Consider the following 20,898-nt stretch of genomic DNA (forward strand, 5'->3'; position numbering starts at 1 on the left):
ACTTACCAATACCCGCTCGAATATGAAACAATAAGGGCATGAACACTTCCAAACCCTTTTTAGATCCATTGAATTGTCGGATTGGAATCGTGGGCAGCGGTTTTGTTGCCAACGGTTTTGGCCGACTCTTGCAGCGGATAGCCCCCCAATGGCCTCTGACAGCGGTACTGACCCGTCGCAATCCTGCTGAAATTCCCCCCTGTTTTCAGACGGTGGCTGTGCCAAGCGAAAGGCTTGACGACTTTCTGGCGCGCTGTGATCTGGTTGTGGAATGCAGTGGGGATATTCGCCATGCCACTGAGGTGATTGAAACGGCCCTCCAGGCGGGGAAATCGGTAGTAACCATGCATTGTGAATGGCATGTCACCGTGGGTTCAGCCCTTGTCAGCCAGGGACTTCTGACAGAGGCAGAAGGTGATCAGCCGGGCAGTTTGGCTGCCCTACGCGAAGAGGTGCTGAGCATGGGTTTTGAACCCTGGGTCTACGGCAATATCAAGCAATTTTTGAATCATACGCCAACGCCTGAAGACATGCTGTACTGGTCGTCCAGACAGGGGATTCGTCTGCGCCAGACCACGGCTTTTACCGATGGCACCAAACTTCAGTTTGAACAGGCGTTGGTCGCCAATGGCCTGGGGGCAGAGATTTTAGAGACTGGCCTGGCTGGGCCGGCTGCCAGTGATCTGAATATTGGGGGGAGACTCTTGGCCGAACGGGCAAGTGAATTCGGTCAGGCAATTTCGGATTATCTGATGGCACCCTCCTTGCCTCCAGGCGTCTTTATTACTGCTACGCATCAAGCAGAAGATCAACCCGCTCTGCAATACCTGAAGCTGGGCCCTGGCCCCTGGTATACTCTTTACCGGCCTTATCACCTCTGCCAGTATGAAATGCTCAAAACGGTCAGGCGGGTGATTCAGGGGGGCGGGCCCTTGCTGAATAACGGCCCCCATCCAGCTATCAGCGTACGGGCTGTGGCCAAAAAACTTCTGCTTCCGGGCGATTTGATTGAAAATGCCCTGGGCAGCTTTGAATTGCGCGGAGAGGCTGTTCGCTGGCGGGATGATCCAGAACACTTGCCTCTGGGACTGATCCAGGATGCGGTGATTCAGCAGCGGATAGAACCCGGCCAGGTTCTGACTTGGGCGGATGTGGAACTTCCTGACTCCAGGGCTTTGGCGCTGGTTCGCAAACGGATTTGACCAAGTTTTGTCTCTCTAAAATCAATCTCTCGTGTGCCTGGGTTTGACTGAATTCAGTTAAGAGGGGAGCGCAACTGTGAATCGGGTGAACTTGAAAGACATGCCTCAGAATTTCTGTTTGAAAGTTTTCGGCGGTGGGTATATAGGCTGCATGATGAAAGCTTGAGCATGCCAAATGCTTGAGAACAAGCTAGAAACCTTGAATAAGACCGGAGATATCCCCATGAATGACTGGCTGACCAAGCCCCCAATGCTTCCACCCTCTGTTCCCTCACCCCGATTGACCCCTCCTGCGAAACCTTTGGCGAGTGATAACCTCCCTGCTCCCGTCCTTGAACAAGCTTCTGTTGAAGAACGCTTTCCGAGCGCGCCAGCTGAAAAACCCCAGGATGTTTGGGCTGCGCTCCAACCCTTGGGCAGTGGGGATCCCGCTGCTGCTTCAGAGCCTGTGGCGGTGCAATTTGGTCAGCCGACCAAAGCGGGTGCTGCCGCTGTTCAGCCTGTGCGGGCCCTGGGAACCCTGAGTGAAACCGAAGTGGATGCCACCCTCGAAGCTGCTTTTCAGGAACTCAGCCCTTCTTTCCGTGGGGGCAAGGTCAAAGGCAGCCAAATTTACGACAGTGTTTTTCAGGAAAAACTGCTGGCCCAGATGAGCATTCCCAAGGTTCGACAAGCCCTGATCCAGAAATTCAATCTCAACACACCAGAAATGGCTAGTAAGCTGGCCTTGACCATGTTGCTTGAAGTGGATGGCGGCCAGGGCAGTTGGAAACAGGGGGGCAAGCCCGGTACGCCAGAGGGCAAGCGTCCCATCCTGTTTCCCTTGGGAGCTGCTGTCTTGAACCGGCAACTTGGACGTCTGCTCGTTCAGGGGACGTCTCAGTACCAGCACTTGGGGCATGTGCCCAGCCAGGAAGAGATCAAAAAAGCCCCTGCAGGAACCTATTCCACCTATGATGGTGTGGTTGGCAATGTCAGTGTGACCCCGTCGGGCCCGATTCCTCAGACGGCCTATGGCCAAATGCGTGTGGGGGGGCCTGACAGTTTAAATCGCCTGCTGACCCAGTGGCCTGATCCCAAAGGTGCCAGTGATGAAGATCTCGCCAAGCATCATGCCCGCCGTGATGCCGCCTTGGCAGCGGCCCGTGCGACGGGTGGCGCAGATTTGGCCAACGCTTTGAGCCAGATTCAGACCAATGCAGAGGGCCGTTTTGACGCACAATTGAAGGTTGCCCGTGAGTTGCTGACAGGGCAGATCAGCTTTGAATTGCCCGATCAGCAGTTCAAGGACTGGGAAGCCAATAACAAGCCCAGTGACACGATTTCAGACCCCCAGAACCGCTTTACGGTTGATCCGCCCTTGGATCGGCCTGCTGTCAATGGCAAGCGCAGTGTCAATGCTGGGCGTTTTCTCAACTATGCTGCCCACGGTGACAAGGCCCAGGTCAATGTCAATGAAACGGGCTGGGTGCGCACCCCCAATCACGAAGGGGAAACCACGGGGGAACACAAATATGGCACCTATTCACGCAAAATGCCCCATCCCTTTAAATCGGGAACCAGCTACTATACCTTGGTGGCGATTCCCGAGGCGCTGATAGACCCACGAAAATAGAGGCTTTGCGATGTTGCGAATCCACCCGCTTTTTCGTTCTGCTCAGCAGTGCCTGTCATTCAGAATATATAACCCAAGTGATTATTATGAAACTAACGCTCTTTGAAAAAGATGCAGAGGCTTTTAATATATAGATGATTTGGTATATCATTCGAATTTCTAGATTGAAAGGACAAAGACTTGGATTGGATGGCTTTTAATGCGGAATTTATTAAGCAAAATCTTCGTTTTAGCACGCTGCTGAAGGCATTTTTGTGTGGCGTTGCTTTGTTTTTAATTCCCGCTGAAGCCCCCGTACGAAAGCATGAGATGGTGGTGCTCTATACCTCAAGAGATCCGATTCTGCCAGATCTCCCCAAATCCTGTTGCCTGTGGGTACCCTTAGAAAATTTTCAAAATAGTCATGACCGGGCGCGGATTGTGATTGTGGCAGGGCATGGTCTGCCTCCTTATTATGCCGGTTTTGAAAAAAAAATCATTGCCCAGGCGGTGAGAACCTATCAGCCGGAATTGATCGTGATGAACAGCTGTTATGGGGCTTCCAGCGATATTTTTCAGGCTTTTACTGACCAAGGGCTTTTTTCCCGAGTTGTTGCTGCGCCCTTTCCCATTTACCAGCCAGGCTTTATCTTTGAACCCGCTTTTTTAGCGCAGGAGCGCTCGCTTGAAGAGAAAATCATGGCCATTCGCACGGATCCCTCTTATCCCCTCGTGCGTTGGCGCTTGAATGCTGAGCGTCTTGCTGAACTCCAGGCCCAAGTAGACCAACTCCCGTCTGAAGCACTTAAAAAACGCCTCAGAAGGGTTCAACCTGCTTTGGTTCGCATGCCTTTTCCCAGTTTTCAGGAAAATAAAAGCGAGATCCTGGTTCCTGTGCCTGTTTCCCGCTTTTAGAAACGCTTAGTTTGCAGCAGTGGCTTGTTGGATTAAGGCTTCGAGCCCGGCCTGGACCAAGGGCAAAGGGTTTCCAATAGGCGCTTGAAGTTGGGTGCCCCCATTGCCTCCACAATCCACGGCGCTTAAAGTAGCTTTGTTAAGTTCCACTGGAATTTGATTGGTATTTTTCATCAACATATACAAAGAGGCCAGACCATGAATAGAGGCCCCTGATAAAACAGGGGATTTCAGCGCCAACTTGACCACTTCTGCTGGGGTGCTGGCCCCTTCTCCATTGACCATCCAGGTGCCATCGGCATTGGTATTGATGGTTAAGGTATTGCTGCCATCGCTGATTTTATAATTGAACTGGTCTTGATCCGCACTGTAGGTGCGGGTATTGCCTGTGGTTTTATCGACGACCACCATCACATCGTCTTGATTATCCATGACAGGAAAATCTTCCTGGTTGATTTCGATTGCATGCTTGCCATGTCCGCTGATATCAACCATGCCTTTTCCATGTTCGTCCTCAGCACCATTTTTATTGGTGTCTGTGCCCACATTAAAGCTATAGTCTGAAATTTCAATCGGCAAATCTTTGTCTTTAAAAGGCGCTTTGATTTTTCCAGTAATAGCTTTGGCTTGAATTACCGTTTTATTGCGTTTGTCGCTGGCCTGAGCAGGCAGGGTTTTGTCATTGGGCAGGTTTAAGGAAAGGCCTTTCTCCAGTTCGGGGGCGGTGCTGGGCTGGTTTGCAGCCAGTTCCGTTTTGACAGGTGTGCTGGTACAGCTTAAAAACAAAAGACTGAATAGCAAAAACATGCTTGGTTTTTTCATGGGTGAATATTCTCCTTTTAATCATGAATCTGAAAAAACATTAGTTGAGGGCATCGACTTCGTAGAGGGGGGTTTCTGTAAAATTTCCCTGGTAATCTTTGGCCTCTACAAAATAGCGCAGGGTTTCGGGGATTTCTGTATAGTCCCAAACGGGTTCCTGACTGAGCTGAAGGGGTTCACTTTCCTGCCAGAATTCTGCTTCGGTTTTTTCGTTATAGGCCGAATAGAGGAAGGTCAGGGTATCGCCCTTTTTAATTTCCAATTGCAGGCGGGTGGGAACCAAATCTCCGTTGGGGCCTTTAATCAAAGGAACGGCCCACTGGCTCACGATCTGGTGATTTTTATCTATTTCCAGATAGAGATCAATATCTTGACCATTTAACAAGGCGGGGGAAATATAGAGGCGCTTGCCTTCTTCTGTTTCTCCTTCGTAAAACGCTGAAGGGGTTACTCCATCGCTTTTATTTTGGCAGGGACCATTGCAGAGACGAAACCATTCCCCGTTCCAGTTGGGTGCGAAATAGGTTTTGCCATCTTTTTCGGGGTCTAAACGATCTGAGCCGATGTCTACCACCAGGCCCTCTTTCTGAACCAGCGAAAAGATCTGTTGGACAGAAGCCAGACCTAAATTATCTGCAATGGTATAGCAATGGCCTTCTTCGCCTCTGAGTGTGCAACTGTCTTCATATTTTTGCTTTGCCTGTTGGGTTTGAAAAGCTTGACTGGCCTGAATAACGGGGGCTTTGCTGTCTTGGCTTCCCACTTTGAAAAATTGATCAGCGAAATCTGCCCAGGGTTTGACGGTGGCAACATTTGTGTTATAAGCGGGTTTGAGTTTTTTTGCCAGGGAGTATACGGCAAGTCCTTGGGTTCCGGGCTTGGAGCCATCATGGCGGCTGTAAACCACCAGTTTTTGCAATTGGGTTTGTAGGTTTTGAGTGGAAGCCTGGGCATTGTATTGCTTCACCTTTTTTGCAAAATCGCCTAAATCAATGCCGATTGCCAGTTTGTCTTTGGCCTGAACCCCGACGCGGCTGCTGCCTTCTACGGCCTGAAGCAGGGGGGCAAAGTTTTGAGGGGTGACCAGCTGGGCAATATCTGGAAGACTGTTGATGACAGGAGAGAGTTGACTTAAATCCAAGACAGAGAGTGTTTTATTGGCTGTTTTTTTATGTGCGGGACTGTCAATAAAACTGTTCACCATCTGTTTGCCGATATCCAGGGTACTGGCCTTGGGCTGACGTGCCAAATACTGAACCAGATAGGTATAATTCCAACCATGACCGGGTTCCAGCTCTTCTGAGGCCACCATGTATTTGGCATGGGGTTGGGCCACGGCGGCCACCTCTAATGAACCCATTAAACATGCGTCAAAGCCCAGGAGATCGACCTGAAGCTCTGCGGCTTGAAAGGCCTGTTTCATTTCATCTAAAGAGATCAGATCTTCGCCAAAATGGGTGTCATTGCCCATGCCCAAATAGGCCAGGCCATGATCCCAAAGCTCAACAATTTTACGGCCTTGTCCCTCAGATTTGGTTTTTACGAATTTTAAAAAGGCTTCAAGGGTTTCTGGGGCTGCCAAATTGGCGCTGGGATGGCTTTCTGCATAACAGCTGTCGTTGCCAAAATAGCCATCTTTGGCGTCTTGGGCCAGACAGGGCAGGTCGGCGTATTTGATGCCTTTCCAGCCCTGCTTGCGAGCCCCACCAAAACCCACCCAAAGGTCAATATATTGTTTTTCATTTTCACTCAGGCTTTGATAGGCCTGAAGAATTTCTTTTAAATCTTCACTGCCTGCACCCAGGGGGCTGGCTTTGCCCGTTTCTTTTTCATCGGCGATGCCATTTCGGGGGGCGAGGTCATCTTCAAGATCACCCCCAATCATGTAAAGCGCAAAGCTGGTTTTTTCTGCTGCTGATTGGGGAGGGGCTGTGACCTGGCTGGGCACGGAGGACAGTGAGGCTCTTGGCGTTGTTGAGCCTGACGGCGTTCCCGGAATGTTTGGCCCACAGGCACCCAGGCCCAAGAGTGAGCCGCTGAGAAGGCCTGTGCAGAGGGGGCGATAAATCAGTGAAAATACAGATTTAAATGGTTTTTTAGGCATTTTGTGTAGTCTTTTATCTGTGCTTGTAAATGGGGGAAAGGGCATTGATGACGTCCAATGATAGTGTCTGATTGTCATTTCTAAAAGCGTTATTTATAATAAAGCATTATTATAATATAAGCAAAAAAATAATAAAAATCAATTTTAATATTTTGAATCAAACAACTGTAAAATCTCCCTCTCAAGGTGTTTTTGCTTTGCTGGCTATTAGTTTCTCAGGCTTGCCCATGGGTTTGGCTTTTTTGCGGCCTGAATGGGCTGGGCTTGCCTGGATGGGCGTTGCGCTTTTGGCCTTTGGCCTGAAATTTGAGGTTCACAAGGCATGGCTGATCAGTGGGGTGATCATTGGGAGCTGTATCAGCCACTGGCTGGGGCATCCCTGGTATTTGGAGTCTGTGGTGCGCTGGAGCAGTGGACTTTGGCCGCTTTGGCAGGTGGCTTTGCTTTGGAGCAGTAGCACCCTTTTTGCAGAGGTGCTTCCTGGCAATTTTTTGATTCTGCTTTGGATCTGTGGCCCCCGCAAGCTCAAGCGGATTCCTCTCTTTGTCTGGCTTCCCCTGGCCTGGTGGTTGGGAGAAGAGGCTGTCTTTTGGAGTTTTAATCTCTGTCAGCATCTTTTGCTTTATTCTCAATGGCAAATTCAGCCCGTTTTGCGGGCTGTGGGGTTTTTCGGCTGGGTTCCTGCGCTTTTACTTTGTCTTGGCCTTTCAGCGGCCTTGGGTGAAGCACTTTATCTGAAGCACTATAAATGGGGGATTTTGCCCCTGCTGGGGGGCTTGCTCTTGTTCTGTTTGCCCCCTTTGCCCCAACACAAAGACCGCTTGGCAGGCATGGGGGCCGTGCATTTGCAGAGCTATTTTGACTTGCCCAACAGTGCCCCGTCAGAGCTGGATATTCTGGTTTGGCCGGAAGTGGCCTTTTCGCGCAGGCCCCGTTTAAATGAGGGGTTGAACCAAAAGATTTTGCTGCCTCCCCCTCTGCCCTCGCAAAAGACCTGGCATGTGGTGGGGTATAAAACCTTGGGCCAGTTGGGGCCCCAGAATTCGGTTTTGGTAATGAATGCACAGGGTCAGGTTTGGGGAATGCGCTCTAAACAACTCCTTTTTCCTGGTTGGGAGCGGCCTGTACTGGGGGTTGGTGCGCCTCATGCCCAGTATTTTGTGCCCGGTAAAATGCAGCCCTTGCTGGCTGTGCCAGAAAAAAAACTGGTTCCCCTGCTTTGTTTAGAAGCTTTTGACCGGCGTTTGGCCCATGAGGGCGTCGCGGCCGGGGGAGAAGTTTTAACGGTTTCAGCGATTGACTACGGCATGACCCAAAGTGAATTGGGTTATCAGCAATTTGTGGGCATTGCCGTTTTGCTGGCCGTTGAAAATCGTCTGCCCCTGGTGCGCTCTTCGCTGGGGGGGCCTGCTGCTTTGATCGATGCCAATGGCGAGGTCTTGGCCATGAGCCATTTCGGTGAGAAGGGCATTCTTGTTTATTCGCCTGCGCGATAAGTCGAACCCTTTAAGGAAGATAACAACGCTTCAGGCCGAACTCATGGGCAGGTAAGGCCGCTTCTCTTCGACGATCTCAAAGAGGGGGGGCATCAGCAGGGCCCGGTCAAAGACCGTTGGGTTCTGAACCCGGGCCGAAGCCGCTACGACTCCCCCCAAGGACAAGCCTGCTACCAATTTGCTGCCGGGCCGCTCCCTGATCCTTTGGGTCATTTTGGCAGCCAATTGTTTAGAACCCACATAGTCTGAATCTCCTGGCAGGGTGCTGTAATCGTCGAAAACCTTGACTTTTCTTCGCTCTCAAAGCGTAAATACCTGACAGGGATTGAAAGATACACGCAGAAAATTTTCAATGGCAAAGGCTTAAATGATTAGTTTTAAAGCACTTTCTGGTTTTATTTCAATTCAGAACTTGTTTTCCTGCTTGGATTTTGCTCTGCCCCAACCGCAGCTTTGATTCAGGTTTGCAGAACTTGAAGGCTTGAGCTGAACCGTGTCAAAATGAGGGGGGAAGCCCAGGAGTAAAACCATTGAAAAAATATCTGATCGCATTTTTGGCCGGAGCCCTGCTGACGGGAACTGGAGTAGGTGTTGGGGCCTATCTGCAAACTTCTGCGCTCACAACAGAAAACAAATCTTTACAGGCCAAGCTAAAGAAACTCAATTGGCAACAGGACAATCTTCTCAAAAACCAGGCCAATTTGGTCGATGAGCTGAATGGCTACAAAGAAAACAAGGCCCAGGTGTATGACCAAACCATTGGGGCTTTAATGACCGCCAAAGAAAATGCAACCCTGGATGCGCTCTATGCTATCGGGGTCAAGGCCCTGCGGGAAAAAGATTATACCCTTGCCTATTTTGCCCTGGTTGAAGTACAGGCGGCTTTACCCCATTACAAAGAGCTTGATCGCTATTTTCCCGAGTCGAAACAGGCCTATGAAAAAAAACAACAGGCGCTTGCTGACGAAAAACTAAAAAATGCCTATGCGGCAGCCTATGACTATCAGGCCAAGGGCCAATTTGAGCAGGCCAAACTCAACTACCAGCGTGTGCTTGAAATGAATCCCCGTTATAAGGATGCCGCTGCGCGTCTGCAGGCAGTCACCCGCTACCTGACCGTTCGGCAGAAAAGCAAAGAATTTGAGCAGAAAAAACAATGGCTTGAGGCCAGTTATAAACTGGGCGTGAATGAACAGGGGCAGGGGCGTTTGCTTCAGGCCAAACAGGCCTTTGAAGCGATTTTAAAAGAGGCCCCCCATTACAGGGATGTGGCCAAACGTTTTCAGTTTGTCAATGCACGCTTGCCCAAAGCCCCCCCCTCTGTTCAGATCGCTACAGCACCGAAACCTGCTCTCAACTGCTATGAAAGAGGGTTGGCTTTTGGAAAATGCGCGACAGCAGGTGGAGAAAATGCCAATTGCAGTGAGTCGGACGTTGCGCGTCTTCAATTTGAGTGCAAAGGCAATCCTGAGTTTGCCAAGGGGCTGAAGGCCGCTGTTGGAGGGGGCAGGGGTGAAGGTGGCAGTGTTTCTGCCGCTACCCTGTTTAAAGGTTTGCCCTCTTTGTTAAAAAGCTTTTAATCTGGGGCCGCTGCTTTTTTCAGATGTGTGGCAGGCCTGTAAAGAGAGCCTCCCATTTGGAAACTATTTCCCCTGTCCAGCTGAACACAAGTGCTGAAGAGCTCTGCCTGAGTCTGTTCTGAACACGGTATAATAACTCAGTGCGTTTTTTAAGGGGGTAGGGCAATGTCTCAGCGTTGGGTGGGCCTTTTTTTCTGCGGGATATTATCTGCCTGCCAGTTTTCATCTTTTTCCACGGGCAGCCCACCGCTTACTTTAGCAAGCTATCGCAGCCCTCTTTCGCGTTCAGCGCAATTGGATGCTGCCGGAAAAAAGGGTTTGGCGGCGGTGCCCGGAGAGTATCTCGTGCGTTTGCGCCCAGGCCGCTCCCTGAATCTGCGCAATTTATCCTCGGCTGTGAAGACTGCGCGTTCTTTAGGTTCCCCCACTTTTCCCTATGCTTTGGTCAAGCTTCAAAGCGAGGAGCAGATTTCGCTTCAAGCTCAAATCACCGCTTTACAGGCTGATCCTGCGGTAGAAAGCCTGGAGCCCAACGGCTTATTTGCTCTGCCCACCGATCAATTTGCCCCCCTGCCTCAGACCCAAGCGATACGCTCAACTTTTCCCAATGACCCACTTTTTACACAACAGTATGCCCATGCCTTAACCCAAAGCCTGAAGGGTTGGGAAATACAAAAGGGCAAGACTGAGCTGGTGCTCGCTGTTTTGGACACGGGAGTAGATACCCACCACCCCGATCTCGCGGCAAAACTTTTGCCCGGTTATAATACTGTCGATCATCTTCCCGAAGTGCATGATAAACACGGACACGGCACCCATTGCGCAGGGGTAGCGGGTGCGCTGCTCAACAATGCAGAAGGTGGGGCGGGTTTTGCGCCTCAAGTGCGTCTGCTGCCTGTGCAGGTCTTTAGTACCGGCGGTTTTACCTCTTTTGCCGATGTGGCTGAAGGCATTGTTTGGGCCACGGATCAGGGGGCCCGCATTCTCAGCATGAGCTTGGGCAGCCGTACCCTGACCCAGGTTTTAGAAGATGCTGTGGTCTATGCCCAACAAAGGAATGTGCTTTTGGTGGCGGGTATGGGCAATGATGGGCACCAACGTGAGCGTCCGATCAAGTCCTATCCAGCGGCTTTGCCGGGGGTTCTGGCTGTGGGGGCCACCGATCAGGCCGATCAACTCGCTTTTTTCTCTCAGGTCGGGCCTTGGCATTCTGTGACGGCTCCGGGTATTCAGATTGTTTCGAGCTTGCCGACCTATGCCTCTGCGATTCCAGGCTTAAGCTATGGCCCCATGTCGGGAACGTCGATGGCGACGCCTGCTGTGGCAGGGCTGGCTGCGCTGGTGAGCAGTCAGTTTCCCCAATTGGACGCAGCGGGAATCAAGGCGCAAATCGAAGCGACAGCCGATGATTTAGGTTCACAGGGTTTTGATAATCTTTACGGGCATGGGCGAATCAACGTCTACCGGGCTTTGCAGGCACTTGCTCCAACCCATTGAAAAGGAAAAATACAATGTCAGAATTTAAGGCTCCCGTTTTGGTGACAGGAGGAAGCGGCTATTTGGCTTCCTGGATTATTGCTCAGCTTTTAGAAGCCGGTGCGACGGTGCATACCACCGTGCGCAACCCTGCGCAGACAGACAAATACCAACATTTACTTGATTTGGCAGGCCAACATCCGGGAACACTCAAGGTCTTTGCTGCTGACCTGCTCAGCCCAGGCTCTTTTGCCGAAGCCATGCAGGGCTGTGAAACGGTCATGCACACAGCTTCTCCCTTTGTGACCAGCGGGATTGGCGATCCGCAGAAAGAATTGGTCGAACCTGCGCTCTTGGGCACCCGCTCGGTTTTGGAAACTGTCAACCAGCAGGAGCAGGTGCAACGCGTGGTGCTGACTTCTTCTGTGGTTTCGATCTATGGCGATGCCACCGATCTGCGTCAAACAGCCTTTGGCCGCTTTACTGAAGAAGATTGGAACCAGACTTCGAGCTTAAAACACCAGCCCTATTCACTTTCCAAGACCCTGGCTGAAAAAGAAGCCTGGAAAATGCACAAGGCCCAAAACCGCTGGCAATTGAGCGTGATCAATCCCGGCTTTATTCTGGGGCCTTCGCTGACAAATCGCAAAGACTCAACCAGTATTGATTTTATGCTCAAAATGGCGAATGGCACCTACCTGACAGGCGTTCCCCATTTGGTCTTTGGGCTGGTAGACGTGCGGGACGTGGCCCGTGCCCATCTGCAGGCAGCACTTTTGGGCAGCAATGGCCGCCATATCCTGGTCAATGAGTCCTTGGATCTTTGGCAGATCGCGCAAATTCTGAAGCAAAAATTTGGCCGCAAATATCCTTTTCCCTTGATGCCCGCGCCCAAATGGTTGGTGAAACTGATTGGCCCCGCACAGGGCTTAACCCGTGAGTTTGTCAACAAGAATGTGGGTTTTCCTTTGCCCTTTGATAACCGTCGCAGCAAAAAAGATCTGCAGATCGTGTATCGCCCCACGGCTGAAACACTGGTGGATCAGCTTGAGCAATTGGTGCGTGATGGCTTGCTTTGAATGCCCAATCGCCTTCAGAGCAGAAGTGGATATGCTATAAATGAACGTAAACTGAGTTGGAAAGAAGAGAGACCATGCAAACGATTATGATTACGGGCGGAGCTGGCTATGTGGGGGCTGTGCTCGTGCCCAAACTTCTCGACAAAGGTTACCAGGTAACCGTTTTGGATATTTTTGTCTTTGGCAAAAATGTTTTTGGTGCCCATCAAAACCATCCCCACTTGAAATTGGTAGAGGGAGATTTGCGGGATCCGGCTGCGGTTCAAGCAGCTGTCAAAGGGGCCGATACCGTGATTCATCTGGCCTGTATTTCCAATGATCCCAGTTTTGAGCTGGATCCTGCCCTGGGACAATCGATCAATTTCGATGCCTTTACGCCCTTGGTAGATGCTGCTTTGGCTGCGGGCACCCAGCGCTTTATCTATGCTTCTTCTTCAAGTGTTTACGGGATTAAAGAGGAACCCAATGTCACCGAAGACCTGCCCTTGGAACCGCTGACAGATTATTCAAAATTCAAGGCCATGTGTGAAGAAGTGCTGCTGGCCCGTTGTGAAGGACAGGCGATGACCCCTCTGATTATTCGCCCGGCCACGGTCTGTGGCTATTCGCCCCGTCAACGTCTCGATCTGACGGTGAATATTCTGACCCATCACGCCGTGAAAAATGGCAAGATCAAGGTCTTTGGCGGCAATCAAAAGCGCCCGAATATTCATATCGAAGACATGACCGATCTCTATGTGCAAGCCCTGGAATGGCCTGCGGATCGCATTCGCAACAAGATTTACAATGTGGGCTATGAAAACCATACCGTGATGCAGATTGCTGAAATGGTCAAAGCAGAGGTGGGGCCCCATGTTGAAATTATTGTAGAACCGACCAATGACCATCGCTCTTACCATATTTCTTCAGAGAAAATTGCCAAAGAGCAAGGATTTGCGCCAACGCATACGATTCAAGACGCTGTGCGTGATTTGGTCAAAGCCTTTCAGGCTGACCTCTTGCCTGATTCGATGGAGGCCGATCATTATTATAATATTCGCGTCATGAAACAGTTTCAGGAACTGGCCCTGTCTAAATAAGATGGAGCGTTTTGCCCGGCAGATTGAAAACCTGCTCAAAGCAGCTGATTTGCCCTGGCAAAATTATGAAACTTTGGCCCTGCCGGGTGGTTGGAACAACCGTGTGTTCCGGCTGGAAACCCAGGCCGGGCCTTATTTGTTGAAACAGTATTTTCCGGCTGCTGAGGGCGGCTTTCCCAAACTGGCGCAAGAATTTGCTTTCAGCGCGTATCTTGAGCAGCAATACCCCGGTCACAGCCCCAAGCCCTATGCCCAGGATCGGGAGGTGGGGCTGGCGATTTTTGAATGGATTGAGGGCCATGCCTATCAAGCGGGGCAGGTGACGCTGGCCGATGCCCAGGCGGCCCTTGATTTTATTCTCGGCATTCAGTCTGCTTCACCTGAAGCCTTAAGCTTGCCCTCGGCTGCTGAACGCTGTTTTTGTTTAAGCGACCATCTTCTGCATTTGCAGAAACGCTTAGAGCGTTTGCACACGATTGTGGCTTCTGAATCTGCAGAGCATGAGCTGGCCCGGCACTGGTTTCAAACGGCTCTTTTCCCCCAGGCCCAAGCCGTGATAGCTTCGCTTGAAACTGAGTTGCGAATCCATCCTCACTTCAACCGTGCACTTTTGCCCGAAGAAGCTTGTCTTTCGCCTTCAGATTTTGGTTTTCACAATGCCCTGCGCACACCCAGAGGGCCTGTCTTTTTAGATTTTGAATACGCAGGTTGGGATGACCCAGCCCAGTTGCTCTGTGATTTTTATGCCCAGTTTGAAGTGCCCGCCCCGGCTGAAACCCGGCAAACTTTTGCCACGGCGCTGGCCGCGCGCAGCAACTGTCCAGACTGGCACCGGCAGCGTTTTGCGCTGATTGAACCCGTACATCTGCTCAAATGGGCCTGCATTGCCTTGAATCATTTTTGCCCCCACAAAGGCGATCACCGGGCTTTCTCTCAAAAGGTGACCGCTGAGCAGCGCCAGTTCCAGCTTTTGAAAGCTGAGCGGGTTTTGCAAAAATTAAAGGGGCCCGTTTAAAGCGAGCAAACGGGCCCTGGCTGTTTAGCGTTGGTAAAAGGCTTTGACCTGTTCGACCGTATATGCCAGTTCGTCTTGGCTGAGGTGCTGGTGGGCTGGCAGGGTAATCACAGCATTGGAATGTGCTTCAGCGACAGGGAAATCACCCTGTTTATAGCCCAAATGCCTGGCTGCTTCCTGCAGGTGTACAGGAATGGGGTAGTGAATTTTGGCCTCTACTCCGCGCTCATTCAAAAAGCGCAGCAGTTCATCCCGTTTCTGGGCGCGCACAATATACAGGTGAAAGACGTGGCGCACTTCGGGGCGGCGTTTGGGAATTTCAATGAAATCACTCAATTCTGCCAGGGCCTGATCATAGAAGGTGGCATTGGCCACACGTTTTTCGGTAATCCAATCCACTTCCTGAATCAGGCGGTTGCCAATCACGGCCTGCAGGGTGTCGAGGCGGGAATTGTGGCCAAACATGGCAATCTCATCGCGGTTGACCATGCCATGGTTGCGAAACAGACGCATTTTACGATCCATTTCTGCATCATGGGTCACCACCAGGCCGCCATCGCCCCAGACATTGAGATTTTTTAAAGGATGTACGCTGAAGGCGGCGGCAGCCCCCCAATGGCCAGCGGGTTTTCCGTTCAGGGTGGCGGCAATCGATTGGCAGGAGTCTTCGACCACGTGCAAATGGTGGCGTTTGGCGATTTCCATAATTGTGGGCATGTCTGCCATATTGCCGGTGTAATGTACAGGCAAGAGGGCCTTGGTGCGGGGGGTAATCGCCGCTTCGATTTTGCTGGCATCAATCACGTAACCATCTTCAGAGTCTACAAAGACGGGGGTGGCACCGGTCATGGCAATGGCGCCGACAGTCGCGTGAAAGGTCATGGTGGTGGTAATCACTTCGTCTCCTGGCCCAATGCCCAAAAGCTGCATGGGCAGAATCAGGGCGTCGGTTCCACTGCCCACGCCAATCGCGTGTGGGGCCTGACAGAGTTTGGCAAAGCTGTTTTCAAATTCGCTCAGGGGTTTTCCCAAGGTAAAATCCCCGGTTTTGACGAATGCTTTGAGATCAGAGAAATAGGCGTCGAGGTCTGAAAACTGACGGTCAAGATAGGAAAAGGGGACTTTCATTGGCTTTATACTCTCTCTTTTTCGTAAAAGGCTTGGATTTGTTCTGCGATATAGATTTGATCTTCAGAATCGAGTTCGGGGTAGATCGGCAGACTCAAAATCTGCTGGGCCTGTTTTTCGGCAACGGGAAAATCGCCGCTTTGATGGCCCAGGTCTTTTGCTGCCTTGTGCAGATGAATCGGAATCGGATAGTGAATTGAGGTGCCAATTCCCTTTTCCTGTAAGAAATGCTTGAGCTGATCCCGCTTTTGGGCCTGAATTACAAAGGTGTGATAAACCTGGTAAATATCTGGGCTGTCGCTGGGCAGTTGAATTTCAGGCAGATCGGCCAGCAATTGGCGGTAGAGTTGGGCATTGGTACGTCGTTGTTCTGTCCAGGTCTGCAGATACCGGAGCTTGACCTCCAGCATGGCGGCCTGCAGGCTGTCGAGACGGGAGTTGCCACTCCATTCCACACAGTCATCACGGGTGCGCAGGCCCAGATTGCGTGAAATACGCAGGGCCGCATTGAGTTCAGGGTCAGAGGTGCTGATCGCTCCCCCATCGCCACAGGCATTCAGGGTTTTCAGCGGGTGCAGGCTAAAACAGCCCATGCGTCCGAAAGACCCCACTTTTTGCCCCTGGTATTCAGCCAGAATGGCTTGGGCACTGTCTTCGATGATCTCTAACTGGTGAGCCTTGGCGATGGCCAGCAGGGCATCCATTTTGGCTGGGCGGCCAGTTAAATGTACGGGCATGATGGCACGGGTGCGGGGACTGAGAGCGCGCTCCACGCAAGCGGGATCGAGATTATAATCTTCTCCCACATCGGCAAAGATGGGGGTGGCTCCGGCCAGAATCACGGCGGTGGCCGAGGCAATAAAGGAATTGGGAGGCACAATCACCTCATCACCGGCTCCAATCTTGAGCGCTTTCAGGGCCAGAATCAGGGCGTCAGTGCCTGAATTCAGGCCGATTGCGAATTCTGTCTGGCAGAGGGGGGCAAAGGCTTTTTCAAAGCGTTCAACGGCGGGCCCCAAAATAAACTGAGCTTCATCCAGGCAGTGGGATACGGCTTCAAGCAGCGCATTTTTCAGGGGGGCATGCTGACGCGCCAGATCAACATAGGGAATAGAGCGTGGCATGGTCAACCTCTCCAATTCAAAATTGCTCTCATTATCCCGCTTGTCAGGCTGTTTTGCAATCGATTCAGTTGCCGATGCCCTCTGAATCGGGGACAATACGAAAGAGGCTTTTATCACGCTGAGTAAGGATATGCACATGTTAAATCCCCTTGAGATTTCAGATGCAGAACAGCTTGCGCGCAGGATTCGCGCGCAAATTATCGCCCTTTCCTGTCGGGCCAAAACTCCCCATCTCGCATCTGCGCTTTCCTGTGTAGATCTGCTTACCACGGCCTATTGGAACGTGATTGACCCCGATCCCATTCGCGAGATGCGTCCTGACAGAGACCGTTTTATTTTCAGCAAAGGCCACGCCGCTCCCGCTTTGTATGTAAGCTTGGCCTTTCGTGGGATTATTCCTGAAGCGTTGCTGGAGCACTATTGTGAGCCTGGCAGCCCTCTTTCAGAGCAGCCGACGCCCCATGCCGTGGCGGGTTTAGAAGCTGCTACGGGTTCTTTGGGCCATGGCTTGCCCATGGGGGTAGGCATGGCCCTGGGGGCTAAAATCCAGGGCTTGCCGACCCATGTCTTTGTCTTGATGAGTGATGGTGAGTGCAATGAGGGCTCAGTCTGGGAAGCCGCGATGTTGGCTCCTGCCCAGAATTTAAGCAATCTGATGGTCATGGTGGATTTTAATAAATGGCAGGCCACGGGCCGCAGCCGCGAAGTTTTGGCGCTGGATCCGCTCAAGGCCAAATTTGAAGCCTTTGGCTGGCAGGCCTTTGAAGTGGATGGTCACGATATTGGGACCCTGACCCAGCTCATGCGTGATTTTCGATCAGGTAAATTTGACCGGCCTGTGGCGCTGATTGCGCATACGGTCAAGGGCAAAGGGGTTTCCTTTATGGAAGATGATAATAATTGGCACTACCGCATACCCAAACCTGAAGAGTTGGAACGTGCGCTGCAAGAACTGGGGGTTTCGCTGTGAGAAACGCATTTGCCGATGAATTGACACAATTGGCCCAGCAGAATGAGCAGGTGGTTTTGCTTTCGGGTGATATTGGCAACCGCTTGTTTGATAAATACAAAGCAGCCTGCCCCACCCGTTTTTATAACTGTGGTGTGGCAGAAGCCAATATGACAGGCATGGCTGCAGGGCTTGCGACCATGGGTCTGCGCCCAATTACCTATACGATTACCCCCTTTGTGACCACCCGCTGCCTGGAGCAGATTCGCGTGGATGTCTGCTATCACCGCTTGCCTGTGATTGTGGCGGGGGTCGGTTCGGGTCTGGCCTATGCCAGTTTGGGCGCCACGCACCATGCCTGTGAAGATATCGCCATGTTGCGTGTTTTGCCCTATATGCAGGTAATTTGCCCCGCCGATGCGGTGGAGTTGCGTCTGGCTTTACGCGCTGCTTTGGCCCAAACCGATCCTGTTTATCTGCGCTTGGGTAAAAAAGGCGAGCCGATTTTGCACGCCTATGAGCCTGAATTCGTGATCGGCAAGGCCTTGCCTTTGAAGGCAGGAGAAGACCTCTGCATTCTCGTCACAGGTGCGATTGCTTCATCGGCTTTAGAAATTGCCGAGCATTTGGAGGCACAGGGAATTTCTACCCAGGTAGACAGTTTTCATACCCTCAAACCGCTTGACCATGAACGCTTGGCTGAGGTTTTTCAACGCTACCGTCTGGTGGTGACACTTGAAGAGCACAGCCTGATCGGCGGCTTGGGCTCGGCTGTGGCTGAATGGCTTGTGGATCAGCCTGAACGTCCGGCAGCCAGGCTTTTGCGTTTGGGCACCCCCGATGAATTTTTGCACGAAGCAGGCGAGCAGGAGCACTATCACCAACGCTGGGGCTTGACCTCTGAAGCTCTGTTTGAACGCGTTCACAAGGCTTGGCAAGAGGCCAGATGAAAATAGGGGTAGATTTTGACAATACGATCGTCTGCTACGATGCCCTTTTTCATACCCTGGCCTGTGAAGAACAAAAACTGATTCCCCTGGAGACGCCTGTCAGCAAGGGAGCTGTGCGCGATGCTCTGCGGGCGGTGGGCCATGAAGAAAGCTGGATTGCCATGCAGGGCGAGGTCTATGGCGCTCGAATCACTGAGGCCACGCCTTTTGAGGGCGTCAAAGATTTTTTTCGAGCCGCTCAGGCCTTGGGAATCAAGCTCTCGATTGTCAGTCATAAAACCCTTCACCCCTTTCGTGGCCCCCAATATGACCTGCATGAGGCTGCCCGCAGTTGGTTGCGCTTTCATGGCTTTTGGGCGCTAGAAGCGTCTTTGCTGCCAGAAACTTCTGTTTTTCTGGAGCTGACCAAAGAGGCCAAGTTTGCGCGCATTGCCGCCCTTAACTGTGACTATTTTATTGATGACCTGCCTGAGTTTTTGCAAGACCCAGGTTTTCCGGCTACCACAGTTCCGATTTTATTTGACCCTGCCAATCTTTATGGTGATTCAAGCCTTCAGCGCTTGTGCTCCTGGCGTGATTTGCAGGCCTGGTTAAACACCCTTGATTCTGATTCCAATGAAGGAGTTCCCCATGGCTTATCTTGATTTTCTTTCTACCTTGCACAAACGTACCCAACGGGATTATATTGGCCGGGTCAATGAGTTTCCCAAAGCCGAAGCCACCCGTGTGGCCCGTCGTTTTGATTTTGACTATTGGGATGGGGATCGCAAATATGGCTATGGCGGCTATCGCTATGATGGGCGCTGGAAAGCTGTCGCTGAAGCGATTGCTGAACATTATCAGCTCAAAGCGGGTCAGCGTGTGTTGGATATTGGCTGTGGCAAGGCCTTTTTGCTCTATGAATTGACCCAGGTGGTGCCGGGGCTGGAAGTGGTTGGGATTGATATCTCAGATTATGCGCTTGAAAACGCCAAAGAAGAGGTGCGCCCTTTCCTGCAGAAGGCCAGTGCCACCGAATTGCCCTTTGCCGATCAATCCTTTGATTTTGTCTTTTCGCTCAATACCCTGCACAATCTCTATTGTTTTGAACTGGACAAGGCCCTGCGGGAAATGCAGCGGGTGAGCAAGGGCCCCAAATATCTGGTCGTGGAATCCTATCGCAATGAAGCCGAAAAGGTGAATCTGCTCTATTGGCAATTGACCTGTGAATCCTTTTTTACGCCTGAAGAATGGGATTGGTGGTTTGAAAAAACCGGCTACCAGGGGGATCATTCCTTTATCTATTTTGAGTAGGAGGGCCACATGAGCCTGTCTGTAAAACTGACCCAAGCGGCTATTCTGGCTGAAAGCCGCAAGCCTTTGATTGTCGATGAGATTCATTTGCCAGAAACACTAGAAGCCGGCCAGGTCCTGGTTGAACTCTTTTACAGCGGTATTTGTGGTTCGCAAATCGGTGAAATTGATGCCGTAAAAGGTGAAGACAAATACCTTCCCCATTTGCTGGGGCATGAAGGTGTGGGCAAGGTGCTTGAAATTGGGCCGGGGGTGCGCCATGTCAAACCAGGCGAAACCGTGGTTCTGCATTGGCGCAAGGGTTTGGGAATTGAAGCCCAGCCAGCTGTTTATCAATGGCGCGGCAAACCCTTAAACGCTGGCTGGGTAACGACCTTTAACCGCCATGCGATTGTTGCCGAGAACCGCTGTACCCCAATACCCGCTGATTTTGATTTGGAATTGGCTCCGCTTTTTGGCTGTGCCGTTACCACCGCTTTGGGAGTTTTGCAAAACAATGCCCAACTCAAGATTGGCGAGTCGGTGGTGATTTTGGGGGCCGGGGGTGTAGGGCTGAATATGATCCAGGGTGCAGAGATGATGACGGCCTATCCGATTGTGGCGGTTGACCTGTATGACCATCGCTTGGAACTGGCCCGCCAACTGGGGGCCACGCACACGATCAACAGCCGTGAACTTAGCCCCGATGCTTTGGCTGAGCAGTTACGGGCCATTGTGGGCCCTGCTGGCGCAGATGTCGTGATTGACAATACGGGGATGCCTGGCTTGATTGAAATGGCCTATAACCTGAGCAAAAATCAAGGGCGTACCATTTTGGTCGGTGTACCCAAGGCCGGAAACAATATCTCTGTTTTTTCACTCAAACTCCATTTTGGCAAGGTTTTGACGGGGTCTCATGGCGGGGATGCGGAGCCTCATCTTGAGATTCCCCGTTATCTTGAGCTGTGTAAGCAAGGCAAGCTGAAACTCAAAGCGTTGATCAGCCAGCACTATTCACTTGAGCAGATCAATGAGGCGATCGCCGATATGCGTGAAGGGCGTTCAGCAGGTCGCTGTTTGATTTATATGGGGGACACCCCCTGAACTGGAGTT

General features: G+C 51.5%; 19 protein-coding genes. 14 read left to right on the plus strand and 5 right to left on the minus strand.

The features are described 5' to 3' along the window. The first annotated feature begins 68 nt into the window (after positions 1-68). The 3 genes from COW20_23120 (at position 69) to COW20_23130 (ending at position 3,711) form a co-directional block, all read left to right on the plus strand. On the plus strand, positions 69-1,202 hold the full coding sequence (locus tag COW20_23120; protein ID PIW44699.1) for an NAD(P)-dependent oxidoreductase: 1,134 nt from the start codon (positions 69-71) through the stop codon (positions 1,200-1,202). Positions 1,203-1,377: 175 nt separating this feature from the next. Continuing rightward, entirely contained in the window at positions 1,378-2,817 is a 1,440-nt protein-coding gene (locus tag COW20_23125) for a hypothetical protein (protein ID PIW44538.1), read from the plus strand. 189 nt (positions 2,818-3,006) lie between these two features. Beyond that, complete coding sequence (locus tag COW20_23130) at positions 3,007-3,711, plus strand: hypothetical protein (protein PIW44539.1); 705 nt, start codon at positions 3,007-3,009, stop codon at positions 3,709-3,711. A 6-nt stretch (positions 3,712-3,717) separates the two neighbouring features. Here the strand turns inward: COW20_23130 and COW20_23135 are convergent, their stop codons facing one another. Beyond that, entirely contained in the window at positions 3,718-4,533 is an 816-nt protein-coding gene (locus COW20_23135; protein PIW44540.1) for a hypothetical protein, read from the minus strand. A 40-nt stretch (positions 4,534-4,573) separates the two neighbouring features. Then, positions 4,574-6,715 (minus strand): hypothetical protein, encoded by a 2,142-nt coding sequence (locus COW20_23140; GenBank protein PIW44541.1) that lies wholly within the window; start codon positions 6,713-6,715, stop codon positions 4,574-4,576. 74 nt (positions 6,716-6,789) lie between these two features. Between COW20_23140 and COW20_23145 the strand changes: the two genes are divergently transcribed. Beyond that, a complete protein-coding gene (locus COW20_23145; protein ID PIW44542.1) occupies positions 6,790-8,133 on the plus strand; it encodes a hypothetical protein in 1,344 nt (447 codons plus the stop codon). 30 nt (positions 8,134-8,163) lie between these two features. Here the strand turns inward: COW20_23145 and COW20_23150 are convergent, their stop codons facing one another. Next, on the minus strand, positions 8,164-8,373 hold the full coding sequence (locus tag COW20_23150) for a hypothetical protein (GenBank protein ID PIW44543.1): 210 nt from the start codon (positions 8,371-8,373) through the stop codon (positions 8,164-8,166). Positions 8,374-8,663: 290 nt separating this feature from the next. Here COW20_23150 and COW20_23155 point away from each other — a divergent pair, with 290 nt between their 5' ends. From COW20_23155 to COW20_23175, 5 genes are all read left to right on the plus strand, one after another. After that, positions 8,664-9,713 carry a hypothetical protein gene (locus COW20_23155; GenBank protein PIW44544.1) on the plus strand — a complete coding sequence of 350 codons (1,050 nt, stop codon included), beginning with the start codon at positions 8,664-8,666 and terminating at the stop codon, positions 9,711-9,713. A gap of 165 nt (positions 9,714-9,878) precedes the next feature. Continuing rightward, entirely contained in the window at positions 9,879-11,210 is a 1,332-nt protein-coding gene (locus tag COW20_23160; protein PIW44545.1) for a hypothetical protein, read from the plus strand. 14 nt (positions 11,211-11,224) lie between these two features. Continuing rightward, on the plus strand, positions 11,225-12,268 hold the full coding sequence (locus COW20_23165; protein ID PIW44546.1) for a diaminohydroxyphosphoribosylaminopyrimidine deaminase: 1,044 nt from the start codon (positions 11,225-11,227) through the stop codon (positions 12,266-12,268). Between the two features lie 74 nt (positions 12,269-12,342). Further along, positions 12,343-13,347, plus strand: a complete 1,005-nt coding sequence (locus COW20_23170) for a UDP-glucose 4-epimerase (GenBank protein ID PIW44547.1) — start codon at positions 12,343-12,345, stop codon at positions 13,345-13,347. A gap of 1 nt (position 13,348) precedes the next feature. After that, a complete protein-coding gene (locus tag COW20_23175) occupies positions 13,349-14,362 on the plus strand; it encodes a hypothetical protein (GenBank protein ID PIW44548.1) in 1,014 nt (337 codons plus the stop codon). A 24-nt stretch (positions 14,363-14,386) separates the two neighbouring features. Here the strand turns inward: COW20_23175 and COW20_23180 are convergent, their stop codons facing one another. Both COW20_23180 and COW20_23185 read right to left on the minus strand, forming a co-directional pair. Next, positions 14,387-15,490, minus strand: coding sequence for a DegT/DnrJ/EryC1/StrS family aminotransferase (locus COW20_23180; protein ID PIW44549.1), 1,104 nt, complete (start codon positions 15,488-15,490; stop codon positions 14,387-14,389). A gap of 5 nt (positions 15,491-15,495) precedes the next feature. Beyond that, entirely contained in the window at positions 15,496-16,614 is a 1,119-nt protein-coding gene (locus COW20_23185) for a DegT/DnrJ/EryC1/StrS family aminotransferase (protein ID PIW44550.1), read from the minus strand. A gap of 130 nt (positions 16,615-16,744) precedes the next feature. Between COW20_23185 and COW20_23190 the strand changes: the two genes are divergently transcribed. The 5 genes from COW20_23190 to COW20_23210 are packed head-to-tail and all read left to right on the plus strand — an operon-like array spanning position 16,745 to position 20,889. After that, on the plus strand, positions 16,745-17,584 hold the full coding sequence (locus COW20_23190; protein ID PIW44551.1) for a transketolase: 840 nt from the start codon (positions 16,745-16,747) through the stop codon (positions 17,582-17,584). Then, a complete protein-coding gene (locus tag COW20_23195) occupies positions 17,581-18,513 on the plus strand; it encodes a transketolase (protein PIW44552.1) in 933 nt (310 codons plus the stop codon). The genes COW20_23190 and COW20_23195 overlap by 4 nt, the downstream gene beginning before the upstream one ends. Then, entirely contained in the window at positions 18,510-19,157 is a 648-nt protein-coding gene (locus COW20_23200) for a hypothetical protein (GenBank protein PIW44553.1), read from the plus strand. Before COW20_23195 ends, COW20_23200 begins: the two co-directional genes overlap by 4 nt. Beyond that, positions 19,144-19,806, plus strand: coding sequence for an SAM-dependent methyltransferase (locus COW20_23205; protein ID PIW44554.1), 663 nt, complete (start codon positions 19,144-19,146; stop codon positions 19,804-19,806). The genes COW20_23200 and COW20_23205 overlap by 14 nt, the downstream gene beginning before the upstream one ends. A gap of 9 nt (positions 19,807-19,815) precedes the next feature. Further along, positions 19,816-20,889, plus strand: a complete 1,074-nt coding sequence (locus COW20_23210) for a dehydrogenase (GenBank protein ID PIW44555.1) — start codon at positions 19,816-19,818, stop codon at positions 20,887-20,889. Positions 20,890-20,898: the final 9 nt, after the last annotated feature.

The sequence above is a fragment of the bacterium (Candidatus Blackallbacteria) CG13_big_fil_rev_8_21_14_2_50_49_14 genome (genome assembly GCA_002783405.1).
Lineage (GTDB): Bacteria > Cyanobacteriota > Sericytochromatia > UBA7694 > UBA7694.

Bases quoted from the DNA above. Each gene is read 5' to 3' on its own strand.
- COW20_23125 (PIW44538.1), top strand. From the start codon at position 1,378: ATGCTTGAGAACAAGCTAGAAACCTTGAATAAGACCGGAGATATCCCC.
- COW20_23130 (PIW44539.1), top strand. From the start codon at position 3,007: ATGGCTTTTAATGCGGAATTTATTAAGCAAAATCTTCGTTTTAGCACG.
- COW20_23135 (PIW44540.1), bottom strand. From the start codon at position 4,533: ATGAAAAAACCAAGCATGTTTTTGCTATTCAGTCTTTTGTTTTTAAGC.
- COW20_23140 (PIW44541.1), bottom strand. From the start codon at position 6,715: ATGACAATCAGACACTATCATTGGACGTCATCAATGCCCTTTCCCCCA.
- COW20_23160 (PIW44545.1), top strand. From the start codon at position 9,879: ATGTCTCAGCGTTGGGTGGGCCTTTTTTTCTGCGGGATATTATCTGCC.
- COW20_23165 (PIW44546.1), top strand. From the start codon at position 11,225: ATGTCAGAATTTAAGGCTCCCGTTTTGGTGACAGGAGGAAGCGGCTAT.
- COW20_23170 (PIW44547.1), top strand. From the start codon at position 12,343: ATGCAAACGATTATGATTACGGGCGGAGCTGGCTATGTGGGGGCTGTG.
- COW20_23175 (PIW44548.1), top strand. From the start codon at position 13,349: ATGGAGCGTTTTGCCCGGCAGATTGAAAACCTGCTCAAAGCAGCTGAT.
- COW20_23180 (PIW44549.1), bottom strand. From the start codon at position 15,490: ATGAAAGTCCCCTTTTCCTATCTTGACCGTCAGTTTTCAGACCTCGAC.
- COW20_23185 (PIW44550.1), bottom strand. From the start codon at position 16,614: ATGCCACGCTCTATTCCCTATGTTGATCTGGCGCGTCAGCATGCCCCC.
- COW20_23190 (PIW44551.1), top strand. From the start codon at position 16,745: ATGCACATGTTAAATCCCCTTGAGATTTCAGATGCAGAACAGCTTGCG.
- COW20_23200 (PIW44553.1), top strand. From the start codon at position 18,510: ATGAAAATAGGGGTAGATTTTGACAATACGATCGTCTGCTACGATGCC.
- COW20_23205 (PIW44554.1), top strand. From the start codon at position 19,144: ATGGCTTATCTTGATTTTCTTTCTACCTTGCACAAACGTACCCAACGG.
- COW20_23210 (PIW44555.1), top strand. From the start codon at position 19,816: ATGAGCCTGTCTGTAAAACTGACCCAAGCGGCTATTCTGGCTGAAAGC.